Here is a 15170-nt window from a genome sequence, read left to right as displayed (position 1 = left end):
ATTCAGAAAATCGGTTGCCATTCTATGACACACATCACAAGCCCAGAACTCTTTATTGTTTGTTGCTAAATTTCTCAGCAACAATCTTGGGAGTAATAAAAATCAGCAATTCAGTTTTGTCATTCGTGCGGCCAGTGGTTTTAAACAAATTGCCAAACAATGGAAGATCGCCAAAGAACGGTACTTTTGTCACACTATCACGCTCAGTTTGCTGGAAGATACCACCGAGGACTACCGTGCCGCCATTTTCTACCAGAACGATGGTTTTCACCTCCTTGGTATCAATCGCAAAACCGGCCCTGGTTTCCTGGCCAACACTATCTTTATGAACATCAACATCCAGGATGACATTCCCATCAGGCGTAATTTGTGGAGTCACTTCCAGTCGCAAAGTTGCCTTACGGAAGAAAATGGAAGTAGCGCCGCTGGAAGTAGCCACTTGATATGGCAGTTCTGTACCTTGCTCTATCGATGCTTTCAACTGGTCTGCAGTCACAACGCGTGGACTTGACACTATTTTACCCTTGCCATCGGCTTCCAGCGCTGACAATTCCAAATTCAGGAAACGATTCGCAGCTGATGAGAACAAACTGACAGCCAGACTTCCTGGGTTCAGACCATTAATACCAGAAGCAGGCAGACTGACGAATTGCGTATTAGGAATAAAGCTTTGTTCAGTAATTTTTGCCTGACCCGTTTGCTCACCGACACCAAGATAATTACCTGTCAATGCTACCCTTTGATTTCCTGCCACTTGATAACCAGTGTTACCACCGGAAATACCACGCAAGTCAGCAAAGCCCAGTTTGGCACCAAGATTTTTACTGAATTTATCATCGGCCTCGACTATACGTGCCTCTATCAATACCTGTCTTGAAGCGATATCGGTTTTGGCGATCAGCTTGCGCACTTCTTCCAGTTTGGAAGGAATATCGGTAACAAACAGCTGATTGGTACGTGGCTCAATGACTGCACTACCACGCTTGGAAAGTATGCGGTTTGTACTTGCACCATCAACACCAAAAACCTGTTTAAATGCTTCGACCTTTTGATAATTGAGCTGGAAAGATTCGGTTTTTACGGGTTCCAGTTCAGCGATCTGTGCTTTTTGCTCAAGTTCGAGTTTTTCTTTGGTCAATAACTCTTCTTTTGGCGCGATCCAGATCACAGAACCATTTTTGCGCATATCCAGTCCCTTGGACTGCATGATGATATCGAGTGCCTGATCCCATGGCACGTCTTTCAGGCGCAAGGTGATCGTTCCATTCACTGTATCACTGGCAATAATATTGAGGCTGCTGACCTCTGCAATGATTTGCAAAATGGCACGGATTTCAATATTCTGGAAATTGAAGGACAAGCGCTCACCACGGTAACCCTGGGTACCTTGCGTCAATTTGTTTGGGTCTTCCTTGATGGGTTTGACTTCAATTACAAACTGGGTATCGCTTTGATAAGCACTGTGCTCCCACAATCCGGTAGGCTCAATCACCATGCGGACATTTTCACCGCTTGGTGTCGTTGTAATCAATTGCACTGGAGAACCATAGTCAGCCACATCAAGACGGCGGCGCAGAGATTCAGGCAAACTGACCTTGAGGAAATCAACAACAATTTTTTGTCCTTGCTGACGGATATCGACGGCAACCTGATCCAGCGGCAAATCGATGACTACACGGCCTTCACCTGCGGCACCACGACGAAAATCGATATCACGCAAGGCGCGCTTTCCAACAACGGCTGGTTGCACATTAACTGGCAAGCCCTGGGAATTAACTGCAGTTGCAACACCACCAGAAGCATCAATCGTAACAACGAGGGAATTACCATCGATTGCAGTTGCGTAATTCAAGGATTTGTTGAGATTAAAAATCAGGCGCGAACGTCCGGTTGCTTCAATCAGGTTAATCACCCGCAAGTCACCCATGTTCATATCGAAGGTAGTTTTGCCGGTGTTATTGCTGACATCTGCGAAATCAATGGCGATACGGGATGGATTGGCAATAGCAAAACCCAAAGGAAGTTTTTCCAATGGTTTTTTCAAGGTGATCTTGACGATAATGTTTGCACCCTGCTGGTTGGCTGTCAGTGACTCTATCGAGTTTGTCTGCGCAAAAGCAGCACTGCAAAAACCAAGCAACGCAAATAAAATAAATTTAACCAATTTGGCGCCCCTTATACTTGTATTTATCAACGCATTCATTTCTTTGCCTCCTGCAACTCTAACTTGGATTGCCGCTCAGTCCAATCACCCGCCGCATCCTGAACTGTTTCCTTGATTTCGATTTCATTCTCCGAAATTTTTGTAATCATTCCAAAATTCTGGCCCAGATAAGATCCCAGTTTGGCTTGATACACAGTCTTGTCTACTTGCACGAGGGCATAAACCAGCTTGTTTTTTTCTATCGTACCCACCATCTTCAGACTATCCATGGGAAACGACTCCAGCGCTTCCCTTGGTCTGGTCAGGTCAGGCTTGAGACCATTGCTTGATTCTGCTTTCAGGCGTGCCAGCACGGCGAGCAATTTGGCGGGATCAAAGGGCTCAATACTTTCTTTACCGCCGTAGGCAAATGGAACATAAACCTTGGGAGGACTGATTTTGGGAATCACTGCTTTTGCCTGACTTTTTTCTGCGGCCATCCAGGCACGCAATTCTGTTTCCTGGTTATCGCCGCAAGCAGATAAGGAAAGCGCCAGGAATAAACAAAGCGTCGGCTTAATGACGATGTTCTTCATTTTTTAGGCTCCTTCTTCTTCTTCTCAGCCTGATCAAGAACTTCATCCCTGTTCAAATAGCGGAATGTCTTGGCCGTCACATCGAGCGTCAGATTGCCATCCGTAGCGCGGGTAATATTCAGATTATTCAAGGTGACGATCCTTGGCAATTTCGCGATGTCAGCTACAAATTGTCCAAGATCGTGATAATTGCCCTGAATCTTGATGGCAATCGGCAGTTCGGCATAGTAATCCTTGACTGCTGGCAAGCCTGGTACAAAAGAGTCAAACGCCAATCCGCGTCCCTGACCGGCCTGATTAATATCGGCCAGCAAAGCCGCCATTTCTGCCTGGCTAGGCAATTGCTTCTCCATGGTGGCAACATATTGCTGAACCAGCTTGCGTTGCTCTTTCAAGGCATCCAGGTTAATCGCCTGCTGCAGTTTTTGCTTGTATTCGCCCCGAAGCTTGACCTCTTCAGCCTGACCTGTTTCTATGGCCGTCATCTGGCCATCCCATTGAACATACCAACCCAGTGCAACTACCACAATCAAGACGCCTAAAGCAGACGCCATGCGGGGTGCAACTGGCCACAAGCCAGGGTGCAGTCCATTCAAGCCTTGAAATTGGGCGCTTAAAGACTGGCCAACTTCATTCAGATTAATCGCCATTTACAATCTTCCGTTGCATTGCATAAATAATCACACACTAAGGTTTTTTGGCTGCGCTGGCGGCTGACGAAGCAGGCGCAGCAGGAGCAACAGAACCAGGCGTAGCAGTAGCGGCGGCGGCCGAGGCGGCAGCCTGTGAAGCTGCCTCTTCTCTTTCACGCGGACGCTTGATACCTGCATTCACCTTGAACTCAAATACTTTCTTGGCATCCCTGCCCTGCCCCAAACCGGTTGAGTGAATGTCATTCAGTTCTGGCTTGAACATCCAATCCGACTTATTGCCCAGGTTACGTATAAATTCAGCGACCCTGTCCTGGGATTGTGCGTAACCAGCCAAAGTAACCTTCTGACCATCCTGATTCAATTGCTTGAGGTAAACCCCTTCAGGTGTCAGCTTGACCAGTTCATCAAGCAAATATACAGGTTGATTACGATCCCCCTGCAAATCCTCAACGGCTTGCTGGCGGGCTTTCAAACCATCAATTTCCTGCCTCAGTGTAGCGATTTCTTTGATGCGCTCATCAAGCTGGGCGATCTCTTTCTTGATAAAGTCATTCTTATCATTCTGGATTGAAAGCTCACGCCCAAAGTAAGCACTTACCACCACAACCACCAGAGCACCAGCTATCGCAGCCAGTAACAACAGACCATAAAAATCACTCTTGAGCTGCTTGCGCTTTTCTTCCCTGTGCGGCAGGAGATTAATCTTGATCATCAGCCAAATCTCCGTAATGCCAGACCACAGGCAACCATGTAAGCCGGAGCATCATTGCGCAAAGCTTTTTCATTGACGCCCGAACCTAGCTCCATGCCCTTGAACGGGCTGACGACTGCCGTAGAAATCTTGGTACGCTCTGCAATAATATCGACCAAACCTGATATCACCGCACAACCACCAGTCAGATAAATCTGATCTACTCGCGTAAAAGGGGTGGAAGTGAAGAAGAACTGTATGGCGCGGGTTACTTCCAGCGCTGCACTTTCCAGGAAAGGTTCGAGCAATTCCATTTCATAGGTGTCGGGCAGATCACCATTTTTCTTTTTCTGCTCCGCTTCTTCTATGGACAAGCCATAATTCCTGACGATATCCTGGGTAAGCTGGGCGCCACCAAACTGCTGTTCACGCTCATAAATAACTTCGCCATTAAGCATGATGAAAATATAAGTTCGTTTGGAGCCTATCTGGAAAATAGCGTAGATCTGGTCCTTGCCGCCATTAGCCTGCTGATCGACCAGACGTGAGACGGCAGCACGCGCAGCATAGGATTCAATATCCATGACTTTGGCTTGCAAACCCGCTGCCTGTATGATGGCTACGCGATCTTCAATTTTTTCTTTTCTGGACGCAGCGAGCATCACTTCTATATCTTCTTCCGCATTGGCCGCCGGTCCCAGCACACAGAAATCCAGGCTGACTTCATCCATGGAGAAAGGTATGTACTGACTAGCCTCTGACTCAACCTGCACTTCAAGTGCCTGTTCGGTCAGGGTACCGCCGAGTATAATTTTTTTTGTAATGACGGCAGAAGCCGGCATTGCCATTGCTACGTTTTTGGCCGAGGTTCCGCTTTTCTTCACGAGTTTGCGGACTGCCTCAGTCACTTGTTCAATATTCTCGATATTGCCATCCAGCACCGCGCCTTTGGGCAGTGGTTCTGAGGCATAGCGCTCAAGTCGATAGGACTTGTTGCTTCCTTCCGAAAGTTCAACAAGCTTGATATCGAGAGAACTGATATCCAGACCAAATAGTGGCGGATTTTTTCTGCCGAGCAACGAAGCCAGATCTAAAGCCAAGAATATCCCCTCACGATTACATCATCATTTCAATTTACACAAAATTACATGTGCGAAACATTATATTGCCAAAAGTAAATTGCCTTTAAAAACCGCTATTTACAAGACAATTATCCAAGCTTACATGAAATCCTAGCAATAAGACTGGCATTGGTAAAGCAATTTCCGCGCAGCACTACCCTTATGCGTTGCCAAATATCCACGTATATTCCGAATATTCTGAAAATTTGCTTACAAATCCGCTTATCTGCTGACAGTCTAATGCTCACCGAAGACAGCTATAATGTGCGCTGCCTTATTTACAATTAGCCCCTATGTCAGAGCAAAACAAAGAACCCGACAATCAACCTGAGCCACAAAAGCGCAGTGCTGGAAAGCTTTTCGCCCGCATTGTACTCGGAACTGCGGGGGTTTTATTCGGATTAGTTGTAGCAGGAGCATTAATTATTGGTTTTGCACTTACAATGGCTTATCCAAATCTGCCAGAACTGGATTCCATTACCAGCTACAAACCTAAAATGCCACTGCGGGTGTTCTCGGCTGACAATATGCTGATTGCTGAATTTGGCGAGGAACGACGCAATGTCGTGCGCTTTAAGGACATCCCTGAGATCATGAAAAAAGCCGTGCTGGCGATCGAGGATGACCGCTTCTATGAACATGGCGGCGTTGATTACCAGGGCATCACCCGTGCGGCAGTACATAATCTGACGGGCGGTGCCAAACAGGGTGCCTCTACCATTACCCAGCAGGTCGCCAGGAATTTCTTCCTGTCCAGTGAACAGACCTTCAAGCGCAAGATTTATGAAATCCTGCTGGCCTGGAAGATAGAACAGAATCTGAGCAAGGACCAGATCCTGGAAATTTATATGAACCAGATTTATCTGGGGCAGCGCGCCTATGGCTTTTCTTCCGCCGCGCAAATCTATTTTGGCAAAGACTTGAAGGATGTGACCATCGCTGAAGCGGCGATGCTGGCAGGCTTGCCAAAAGCACCATCCGCCTATAACCCGGTCGCCAATCCCAAGCGGGCAACCGTCAGGCAGCAATATATCTTGCAAAGGATGCGCAATCTTGGCTACATCACCGAGGCGCAATACGAACAAGCCAAAAATGAAGAACTGATCACCAAAACCAATAGCAATGAATTTGGCATCCACGCAGAATATGTTGCAGAAATGGCGCGTCAGTTGGTATATGAGCAATTCAAGGAAGAAACCTATACCCGAGGCCTGAATGTTTACACCACGATTACCAAGAGTGACCAGGACACGGCCTATCTGTCCCTGCGTCGTGGTGTCATGGATTATGAAAAACGTCATGGCTATCGTGGCCCGGAAGCAATCATCACCATACCCGAAGGCAAGGAAGCAGCCGAAGACGCCATAGAGAAAGAACTGGCTGAACATACCGACAGCGATGACTTGCAAGTCGCCATGGTGCTGGAAGCAACCCCAAAACTGGTACGGGCAGTGTTGTCGTCCGGTGAAGAAATCCGTATCGAAGATACTGGCCTGACTTTCGCCGCCAGCGGCCTGTCGGTAAAAACACCAGCCAACAAGCGCATACAGCGCGGTGCCGTGATACGCGTGGTGCTGGAAGGCAAGAGCTGGAGCATTACCCAGATGCCTGAAGTGCAATCGGCCTTTGTTGCGGCAAACACCACCGATGGAGCAATCCGCGCCCTGGTCGGTGGTTTTGACTATAACCTCAACAAATTCAACCACGTGACCCAGGCCTGGCGTCAACCCGGCTCCAGCTTCAAGCCATTTATCTATTCTGCTTCGCTGGAAAAAGGCCTGTCACCGTCGACCATCATCAATGATGAACCTATCAGCTTTGATGCGGGGCAGACCGGTGGTCAGGCCTGGGAGCCAAAGAATTATGATGGCAAATACGAAGGCCCGATGACCATGCGTCGCGGCCTGACCAAGTCCAAGAACATGATTTCCATCCGCATCCTGCACAAGATAGGCGCGAAATATGGGCAGGAATATACCAATCGCTTTGGCTTTTTGCCTGAGAAAAACCCGCCCTACCTGACTCTGGCACTCGGCGCCGGTGCGGTGACGCCTCTGCAAATGGCAGGTGCTTATGCCGTGTTTGCCAATGGCGGCTACAAGGTTAATCCTTACCTGATTTCCAAGATCACCGACAGCAATGGCCAGGTGCTGGTACAAACCAAGCCCGACATGGCTGGCGATGAAGCCAATCGCGTCATTGATGAGCGCAATGCCTTCCTGATGGACAGCATGATGCGCGATGTCGTCAAAATGGGAACGGCGACCAAGGCTCTGGTCTTGAAACGCCCGGACATTGCGGGTAAGACTGGCACCACCAATGATTCTTTCGATGCCTGGTTTGCCGGTTATCAGTCCAAAGTCGTTGGTATAGCCTGGATAGGTTTTGACCAACCCAGAAACCTGGGAAATAAAGAAACCGGCGGCGGTCTTGCACTGCCTATCTGGATAGGTTACATGCAAAAAACCCTGAAGGATTTCCCTATCGAAGAAAGGCCGGTACCCAAGGGTATCATCGCCGTCGATGGTGACTATTATTATGCAGAAAATCCGCCAGGTTCAGGTGTCAGCAGCCTGGCTCCGCCTATCAGTGTCATCGAGGAATAAGAGAACGGTGAATTAGCGACCTTGCTCTTGCGCCACGCGGGACAAGGTTGCAAACAATTCTGACCCGTCGCGCGTATTGAGCCAGTGCTGGCCGTCATACTTATAGTGGAAACCACCGCTACGCGCTGCCACCCACATCTCCTGCATCGGCGCCTGGCTATTGACGATGATTTTTGAATTGGTATCGATAAATTCCACCGTCAGCACATTGCCGCTACGGCTGCATTCGACATCGTACTCATCGTTTTCAAAGGCTAGTTCGAATAATTCCTCAACTTGCTGCAAGCAAGTATCTGCCAGTACCAGGAATTCAGATTCAGTCATGCTACACTCCAGCGTCTTCATAAGTAAAACGCCATTCTATACGGTGTTCAGGGAATACAAGATGCGCAAACTGATTAGCCTATTTTTCATCATGTCTTTATTGTCGGCTTGCGGCCAGAAGGGCCCCTTGGTCATGCCGACCAAGCCTGCCCCTGTCAGCACAAACAACACGCCAGCTCAGCCCTGAACATTGCCATCCTCAGGGCGAAATGCGATGGGGCCAGCCTGCTCGGGGCGGCAGCCTTGCACACCTTGATATACAGCGGCAATGCTGGCCAGATCCTGTGCCTGCTCACCTGTCAGTGTCAGGTAATCAACCAGCACGACTTCTCGCCTGGCAAAGTCAAAGCGGGCGCAGCCTAAGGGTACTTTTGCCGTGGTGGCAATATGATAAAAGCCGCTGCGCCAATATGGCTTCCGGCTGCGTGTTCCTTCAGGCGTGATCGCCATCCAGTACCAGTCTGACCGATTGATTTTTTCTGCCAGGCGGGCGATTGTCCCGCTTGATACTCCACGCTCTACTGGCTCGCCACCGAGGTAGCGCACCAGACGGCCTATGGTGGCACCAGTCAAACCCTCAAACAAAGAGGATTTGGCGATGAAGTGAAAAGGCATGCCTATCGCCAGCTTGGCCAGGATACCGACGACAAAGTCCCAGTTCGAGGTATGGGGATAAACGATAATGACACCACGCGGCCCCGGCAAGGGCCGGTACAGTACGCGCCAGCCTATCAAACCCAGGATACTGACCGCGACACGCTGGGTAAGTGTCGCAACCGTCTTCTTTTCGAGTAAATAGTCTTCCATGTTTTACGCAATGAAAGGGTCTGTGCCCGCATTCTTCAAAAACGCGATTATGCCAAGAAGAAATATGCGCTGTAAAACAAGATCAATGTGCGCCCGCAACATGTAAAGCGGACAAACTGAGCAGGACTCAGGCTCCCGTCACAAGCACAGGCTCACGGCCAGACCAGCGCCACCAAAGACGTATCATGAGCAGAGCGGCAACGATGAGGCCAAACAATATTGGTTGAGAGAAGTCATGCTTGCCGGCCTTCATCCAGAAATAATGAAGTACGCCCAGCAGTGCGATCAAATAGATCAACTTATGCAACCACTGCCAGCGCTTGCCGCCCAGGCGTTTGATCATGCCATTGGTACTGGTCACAGCCAGAGGGATCAGCAAGACAAAGGCGATGAAGCCGACGGTGATGAAGGGGCGCTTGATAACATCCTTCCACATCTCGGCCACATCAAAGAAGTGGTCGAACCACAAGAAGGTCATGAAATGCAGGATGGCGTAAAAGAAAGTATATACGCCCAGCATGCGTCGACACCGGATTAACCAGGGCATGTGCAAGAGCTTGCGCAAAGGCGTCACGGCCAAAGTCATGCACAGGAAATACAGGGTCCAGTCACCCGTATTGCGGGTGATAAATTCAACCGGGTTCGCGCCCAGCTTGTCCAGTAATACAAAACTGACCAGCCTGATAAACGGCAACAATGCCAGGACAAACAAGACTATCTTGAACTGGGAGACCTGCTTATTGGTGAGCAACATGGGTGCGTCTATCCTAGAATAACTTTTTCAAGTCCATGCCTGAATACAGCGACGCCACTTCGCTATAGCCATTGAACATCAGGGTCTTGCGCTTGCGTGAAAACAGGCCATCTTCACCAATACGGCGCTCAGTCGCTTGCGACCAGCGCGGGTGATCAACCTCAGGGTTCACGTTCGAATAAAAACCATATTCATTGGCTGCCGCCAGGTTCCAGGCTGTGCGTGGCTGCTCCTTGACGAAGCGTATCTTGACGATGGACTTGGCAGATTTAAAACCATACTTCCAAGGCAAGACCATACGCACCGGCGCACCATTTTGATTAGGCAAGACTTCGCCGTACATGCCAAAAGTCAGCAAGGCCAGCGGATGATTTGCCTCATCCATGCGCAGACCTTCTACATAAGGCCATTGCAACACAGGGCTGCGCAAGCCTGGCATTTGCTTCTTGTCATCGAGTGTGATGAATTCTATATATTTGGCATTACCCGTAGGTTCAACTTTTTTGATGAGGTTGGACAATGAATAACCTGCCCAGGGTATCACCATGGACCAGCCCTCAACGCAGCGCAGGCGATAAATGCGTTCTTCCATTGGTGCCAGTTTCATGAGGCTGTCCAGGTCCAGCGTCATTGGCTTTTTGACTTCACCTTCTATGCTGACAGACCAGGGGCGCGGCTTCAGTGTGTGAGCAGTCACTGCCGGATCAGCCTTGTCGGTACCGAACTCATAGAAATTATTGTAGGTCGTCGCGTCCTTGTAGGCGGTATGCTTTTCCATCAGCGCATAGGCAGAATTCGGATTTGCGGCCAGTTTTTGCGCGCCAGGGTTCTGGGCAAAAGCGGCGCGGTTGGCCATTTCAAACAGGGAGGTGCCAGCGATGGAACCAAGTGCCATCTTGCGGATAAAATCACGGCGCGCATCAAACACTGCACGAGGCGTGATTTCTGAAGAGAAAGGCAAGTCTATGCCATTAGGGCTACGTTTGATCAGCATGGGGGACTCCGTGGTTGAGTATGGCGCAACAGCGGTTTGACATCGCTATTACGCCCTAGTTTCTCATGAGTCGGAGTTTCCTGCTGATCCTTACAAATTATCTCAATATTTATAGCGTGCCGTAAGAGTGCAGACCGGACAAGAACATGTTCACGCCGAGGAAAGCAAAAGTGGTCACCAACAAACCCACCAGCGCCCACCAGGCCGCGACCTGACCACGCAAGCCTTTCATGAGGCGCATGTGCAACCATGCTGCATAATTGAGCCAGACGATCAGTGCCCAGGTTTCTTTCGGGTCCCATGACCAGTAGCCACCCCAGGCTTCGGCTGCCCACAAGGCACCAAGGATCGTGGCAATTGTGAAGAAGGCAAAGCCAACAGCAATAGCCTTGTACATAATATCATCCAGCACTTCCAGCGCTGGCAGACGGTCAGCCAGATAGCCTTTGGATTTGAGCAGATAGGCAACAGACACCATGGCTGCCAGGGCAAAAGTACCATAACCGATGAAATTGGCGGGTACGTGTATTTTCATCCACCAGCTTTGCAATGCAGGCACCAGTGGCTGGATCTCTGCAGCTTCACGGCTGACGGTGTACCACAGCAAGAAACCGACTGCCGCCGAAATGACTAGCATGACAAATGGCCCCAACTGGCGGGTACGATATTGCTGTTCATAATACAAATAAAACATCGCCGTAATCATCGAAAACAAAATGAATACTTCATACAGATTCGAGACCGGGATATGACCGACATCGGCACCGATCAGATAAGACTCATACCAGCGCACCAGCATGCCGGTGAAGCCCATGACCACTGCGGACCAGCACAATACGGTACCGACCGAAGCGCCAAAATCAGAGCGAGCGATCAGGCCGCCCCAGTAAAACAGGGTGGACAGGAAAAATAAAGTGCTCATCCACAAGATGGCAGACTGGCTGGACAGCAGGTATTTGAGGAAGAATTTTTTGTTCGCCATATCCAGTGAGCCACCGTATAGCTGTATGGCAAACAGACTCAGCACAGCCAGTATCACCAGCAGTGGCCGCACAGGTTTCCAGTACCAGCCCAGCCAGGCAAATGTGGGCGCAGCCAGCAAGACGATGGCCTTTTCATAGCCGTCCATATAGGCACCAAACCGGCTGAAGGCAAACAGGGACGCCATGCACAAGCCCACGGCGTATAACCAGTCCGCTATCGACAGTCGTTTAAAGAAACCCTGGTAGGGTGTGTAATTCTGTGTCGCTTCCATCATATTTCCCCAGATGCTCGGGCCATCAGGCCACCTGCTTCATAGTGTAGTCGATTACTCTGCATTTCGTGGTGTATCTGCAGGCGCTGCCTGACTCTCCAACCCGGCTTGCGTACTCAGTTGCTGCAAATGCAATTTCAATTGCTCAAATTCTTTTTCAAAATCCAGTGTCTTGCGCTGGGAACTCAGCGCCATCAATGCATGTGCACCATGGTCATTATCCTTGATCCATACCCACAAACGGCGCTCACGGATGTAGAACATGGAAAACACGCCTATGACCAGAAACAGGCAGCCAAGATACACCACATTCTTGCCTGGTGAACGCGTGACCTGCAATACCGATGCCTTGACCTCATCAAAACCGGTGAGTTGCAAATAGACTGGTGCACCGTAGAAAGTAGCGTCAGACAACGCACCTATCGCCAGTTGCAGGAAACGTGCATGTTTTTCATCCAGCTCAAAAGCGGGCAAACCCTCTTTTTCACGGGCGACCATCCATAACTCCCACATGGTGCCGTTCAAGACCTTGATAAAGCCTTCGGCGACCTTCTCTTGTTCTGCCTGCGGGACTTTTTCCAGCAATTTGGAAATGGCATTCAGGCCGGATAATTTATCATCTCCGGCAAAAGCCTCCAGACTGATCTTCGCAGAAGTTGCCCACAAATCAGATTTTTGCGCACCACTGGATTGATTTCTTTTTAATGCACTCTCGGCGAAGCGCGTTACAGCCTGAGCACGCATTTCAGGATTTTGTACTGCTGCACGCAAACGCATCCAGTCCTTTATACTGTCCTCATCATCGGCAGGAATACGCAGATAGCGGAAGGCGTCGCCTGGCGAATCGCGCGTGCCAGCCAAAATCATGTAGTCACCATTGATCTCAACGGGCTGCATGTAGTTATGAAACTCCCTGGCCTGGCCAGTTTTATCCCGCAATTTATATTGCAGGCTGGGGCCGACATTCTTCAAATCTTTATTATTGGCATTCTTGGCGGCAGAGCCCAGATGCTTGTCCAGGTCAGCCGTGAATTTTTCATTCAGGGTCTGATTGGGATTCACCGCCCTGACGTCACTGCCATTACGCGCCATGTTCTCAACATTGAATGGCCGGAAGCCAGACCACTCTATCGTAAAGTCATTACCCGTACCCGGCTTCAATGCCGTACTGCCCCCCACTTCACCTGTCATGGCAAGCGTGCTGGCATCTGGCCCGAGCATGGGATAAGCCTTGACCTGCAGACGGCTGCCGCCATCTTCAAAACTTGATTGATAGACTGCAATACCTTTATAAATCAAAGGCTCATTGACCTTGATGGTAGAGGAGAAGGACTTACCAGTATCATGGTCAGTGACTTCCACATCGCTGGCAAACAGCTTGGGCATGCCGGTGGAATAAAAATCGATCGTGAATTTTTTCAGCTTGATGGTGAAAGGCAAGTCCTGTACCAGCACACCGCTTGCCTGCGGCAAGATGGCCGTGCTGCTGCTGGCCCCTTCAGGGATCATGGTATTGCCGCGGAAGGTAGGATTGGACAGAGACAAACGGTGCTGCTCCGGTATTTTGGCAATAATGCCACTCCCTTCAAACGGCACCTTGCCCATGAACCATTGCTGGAAACGTATAGGCAATTCAGAATCCAGCAAACCGCCCACACAAATGATGACAATCGCACTATGGGCAAAGATATAACCCCATTTATTTGCCGCGCCCTGTTTGGCGGCGATCAGAGTTGCGCCTTCTTTTTCAACCAGCTTGAAACGGTAACCGACACGTGCCAGATGGGCCAGTATCTGCTCAGTCATCTTACCCCGGCCATTGCTGCTTTGCCACTCGGAACGGTGATGGAAATTACGCAAGGATTGTTCACGCACATTATCGCGCCAGCTACGCATGTCCTTGATCATCTTCGGTGCATTGCGTATCACGCATAATGAAGTCGAGATCACCAGGAAAGTCATGATGAGCAAGAACCACCAGGCTGAATACACGGCATACAGGCTGAGTTTGCTGTAAATCTCAAACCAGAAAGGGCCAAACTGATTCACATAGTTAGGCATGGGCTCATTTTGCTTGAGCACCGTACCTATCACTGAGGCAATCGCGATCAGTGTCAACAAGCTGATGGCAAAACGCATGGAAGACAGCAATTCAACCGCATCCGCCAGCCAGGCGCGTCGGGTTTGCAGCTGTATGCCGCCAGTATCTGCAGGCTGATCGCCTTCTATCTTGTTTTCCATACTCTCTGCTTATTACTTGGGATATGACAGATGATGCTTGCGCAAAATGCTTGCTGCAGATGTTAAAAGAAACATCCTTGCCAGGAAGTGTTTTATATCAATATCCGGGCGCAACGAATAGTACACGCTTCATTAAAATCTGGCTGAATGCAGGTGAATAGCTATTACACGGGCATCCATCATGAAAAAAGGGGATGGCTATTGCCACCCCCTCCTCAAATACTTTACCTGATGGTTTACTTCAGACCAGCAACGTAGTCTGCAACCGCCTTGATTTCGTCTTCAGACATTTTCTTGGCTATCGTCATCATCTGCGCGCTGTTCTGGCGGGCACCGGTGATTTTTGCACCATCCTTGCGGGAACCGTTCTGGAAGCCTGTCAGCTGGGCAATCGTGTAATCCTGATGCTGGCCAGCGATGCGTGGGAATTGTGCCGGGATACCAGCGCCATTTGGACTATGGCAGCCTGCGCAGGCAGGAACATTTTTCTCGGCGATACCACCGCGATAGATTTGCTTGCCCAGTTCAACGATATCCTTGTTTTTTGCTGTACCTGGTTTGGATTTTTGTGTAGCCAGGTAAGCAGCAACGTTTTTCATGTCATCTGCTGTCATGGCCTTGGCAAAGGTGGTCATGATGGCATTTTTGCGTGTATCACCAGTAAAATCGGTCAGTTGTTTGACCAGGTAAGCTTCGTGCTGGGCAGACAGCTTGGGATTGGCAGCAATGGTGGAATTACCGGCTGCACCATGGCAGGATACGCAGGCAGTAATGCCGCGGGCTGCGTCGCCATTGGTATACAGTGCTTCGCCTTTGACTGGGTCAGCCTTGGCTGGCTTGGCTACTTCATTAGCATGGACCGAAGAGGCAAAAGACGATACCGCCAGGACTGCGACGCTGATGGACTTAGACAACGATAAGAAAGCACGGTTCATTCAAACACCCTGAGACTAAATAATAGAAATCTGCCCTATTGGCGACATAT

14 protein-coding genes are annotated in these 15170 nt (G+C 49.7%); 2 read left to right on the top strand and 12 right to left on the bottom strand.

Going from position 1 to position 15170, the window contains the following annotated elements:
- Positions 1-52: 52 nt before the first annotated feature.
- From pilQ to UNDYM_RS02305, 5 genes are read right to left on the bottom strand one after another with little or no spacing between them, the layout of a single operon-like run.
- A complete protein-coding gene (gene pilQ, locus UNDYM_RS02325; RefSeq protein WP_162039586.1) occupies positions 53-2203 on the bottom strand; it encodes a type IV pilus secretin PilQ family protein in 2151 nt (716 codons plus the stop codon).
- Complete coding sequence (locus UNDYM_RS02320; protein ID WP_162039585.1) at positions 2200-2739, bottom strand: pilus assembly protein PilP; 540 nt, start codon at positions 2737-2739, stop codon at positions 2200-2202. The genes pilQ and UNDYM_RS02320 overlap by 4 nt, the downstream gene beginning before the upstream one ends.
- Positions 2736-3389, bottom strand: a complete 654-nt coding sequence (locus UNDYM_RS02315; RefSeq protein WP_162039584.1) for a type 4a pilus biogenesis protein PilO — start codon at positions 3387-3389, stop codon at positions 2736-2738. The genes UNDYM_RS02320 and UNDYM_RS02315 overlap by 4 nt, the downstream gene beginning before the upstream one ends.
- A gap of 37 nt (positions 3390-3426) precedes the next feature.
- Positions 3427-4104 (bottom strand): PilN domain-containing protein, encoded by a 678-nt coding sequence (locus tag UNDYM_RS02310; protein ID WP_162039583.1) that lies wholly within the window; start codon positions 4102-4104, stop codon positions 3427-3429.
- Entirely contained in the window at positions 4104-5183 is a 1080-nt protein-coding gene (locus tag UNDYM_RS02305; RefSeq protein WP_162039582.1) for a pilus assembly protein PilM, read from the bottom strand. The genes UNDYM_RS02310 and UNDYM_RS02305 overlap by 1 nt, the downstream gene beginning before the upstream one ends.
- A gap of 464 nt (positions 5184-5647) precedes the next feature.
- On the opposite strand from UNDYM_RS02305, the gene UNDYM_RS02300 reads away from it, so the two are divergent.
- Positions 5648-7810 carry a penicillin-binding protein 1A gene (locus tag UNDYM_RS02300; protein WP_232063673.1) on the top strand — a complete coding sequence of 721 codons (2163 nt, stop codon included), beginning with the start codon at positions 5648-5650 and terminating at the stop codon, positions 7808-7810.
- Between the two features lie 12 nt (positions 7811-7822).
- Here the strand turns inward: UNDYM_RS02300 and cyaY are convergent, their stop codons facing one another.
- Complete coding sequence (cyaY, locus tag UNDYM_RS02295; protein WP_162039580.1) at positions 7823-8134, bottom strand: iron donor protein CyaY; 312 nt, start codon at positions 8132-8134, stop codon at positions 7823-7825.
- Here cyaY and UNDYM_RS31290 point away from each other — a divergent pair.
- Entirely contained in the window at positions 8133-8321 is a 189-nt protein-coding gene (locus tag UNDYM_RS31290) for a lipoprotein (RefSeq protein ID WP_370529430.1), read from the top strand. The genes cyaY and UNDYM_RS31290 overlap by 2 nt on opposite strands.
- Here UNDYM_RS31290 and UNDYM_RS02285 read toward each other — a convergent pair.
- The 6 genes from UNDYM_RS02285 to UNDYM_RS02260 all read right to left on the bottom strand — a co-directional run bounded on the left by UNDYM_RS02285 (position 8312) and on the right by UNDYM_RS02260 (position 15120).
- Entirely contained in the window at positions 8312-8941 is a 630-nt protein-coding gene (locus UNDYM_RS02285; RefSeq protein WP_162039578.1) for a 1-acyl-sn-glycerol-3-phosphate acyltransferase, read from the bottom strand. The genes UNDYM_RS31290 and UNDYM_RS02285 overlap by 10 nt on opposite strands.
- A gap of 127 nt (positions 8942-9068) precedes the next feature.
- Complete coding sequence (locus UNDYM_RS02280) at positions 9069-9695, bottom strand: sulfite oxidase heme-binding subunit YedZ (RefSeq protein ID WP_162039577.1); 627 nt, start codon at positions 9693-9695, stop codon at positions 9069-9071.
- A gap of 13 nt (positions 9696-9708) precedes the next feature.
- Positions 9709-10689 (bottom strand): protein-methionine-sulfoxide reductase catalytic subunit MsrP, encoded by a 981-nt coding sequence (gene msrP, locus UNDYM_RS02275; protein WP_162039576.1) that lies wholly within the window; start codon positions 10687-10689, stop codon positions 9709-9711.
- Between the two features lie 109 nt (positions 10690-10798).
- Complete coding sequence (ccsB, locus tag UNDYM_RS02270) at positions 10799-11947, bottom strand: c-type cytochrome biogenesis protein CcsB (RefSeq protein WP_370529429.1); 1149 nt, start codon at positions 11945-11947, stop codon at positions 10799-10801.
- A 51-nt stretch (positions 11948-11998) separates the two neighbouring features.
- Entirely contained in the window at positions 11999-14185 is a 2187-nt protein-coding gene (locus UNDYM_RS02265) for a cytochrome c biogenesis protein ResB (protein WP_162039574.1), read from the bottom strand.
- 236 nt (positions 14186-14421) lie between these two features.
- A complete protein-coding gene (locus UNDYM_RS02260) occupies positions 14422-15120 on the bottom strand; it encodes a cytochrome c (RefSeq protein WP_162039573.1) in 699 nt (232 codons plus the stop codon).
- Positions 15121-15170: the final 50 nt, after the last annotated feature.

Source organism: Undibacterium sp. YM2 (genome assembly GCF_009937975.1).
Lineage (GTDB): Bacteria > Pseudomonadota > Gammaproteobacteria > Burkholderiales > Burkholderiaceae_D > Undibacterium.
The sequence above is the reverse complement of the archived record's forward strand: the minus strand, read 5'-3'. Positions and strand labels throughout refer to the sequence as shown.

Excerpts from the sequence above, each read along its gene's own strand:
- pilQ (WP_162039586.1), bottom strand. The coding sequence starts at position 2,203 with ATGAATGCGTTGATAAATACAAGTATAAGGGGCGCCAAATTGGTTAAA.
- UNDYM_RS02320 (WP_162039585.1), bottom strand. The coding sequence starts at position 2,739 with ATGAAGAACATCGTCATTAAGCCGACGCTTTGTTTATTCCTGGCGCTT.
- UNDYM_RS02315 (WP_162039584.1), bottom strand. The coding sequence starts at position 3,389 with ATGGCGATTAATCTGAATGAAGTTGGCCAGTCTTTAAGCGCCCAATTT.
- UNDYM_RS02310 (WP_162039583.1), bottom strand. The coding sequence starts at position 4,104 with ATGATCAAGATTAATCTCCTGCCGCACAGGGAAGAAAAGCGCAAGCAG.
- UNDYM_RS02300 (WP_232063673.1), top strand. The coding sequence starts at position 5,648 with ATGGCTTATCCAAATCTGCCAGAACTGGATTCCATTACCAGCTACAAA.
- UNDYM_RS31290 (WP_370529430.1), top strand. The coding sequence starts at position 8,133 with ATGCTACACTCCAGCGTCTTCATAAGTAAAACGCCATTCTATACGGTG.
- cyaY (WP_162039580.1), bottom strand. The coding sequence starts at position 8,134 with ATGACTGAATCTGAATTCCTGGTACTGGCAGATACTTGCTTGCAGCAA.
- UNDYM_RS02285 (WP_162039578.1), bottom strand. The coding sequence starts at position 8,941 with ATGGAAGACTATTTACTCGAAAAGAAGACGGTTGCGACACTTACCCAG.
- UNDYM_RS02280 (WP_162039577.1), bottom strand. The coding sequence starts at position 9,695 with ATGTTGCTCACCAATAAGCAGGTCTCCCAGTTCAAGATAGTCTTGTTT.
- msrP (WP_162039576.1), bottom strand. The coding sequence starts at position 10,689 with ATGCTGATCAAACGTAGCCCTAATGGCATAGACTTGCCTTTCTCTTCA.
- ccsB (WP_370529429.1), bottom strand. The coding sequence starts at position 11,947 with ATGATGGAAGCGACACAGAATTACACACCCTACCAGGGTTTCTTTAAA.
- UNDYM_RS02265 (WP_162039574.1), bottom strand. The coding sequence starts at position 14,185 with ATGGAAAACAAGATAGAAGGCGATCAGCCTGCAGATACTGGCGGCATA.
- UNDYM_RS02260 (WP_162039573.1), bottom strand. The coding sequence starts at position 15,120 with ATGAACCGTGCTTTCTTATCGTTGTCTAAGTCCATCAGCGTCGCAGTC.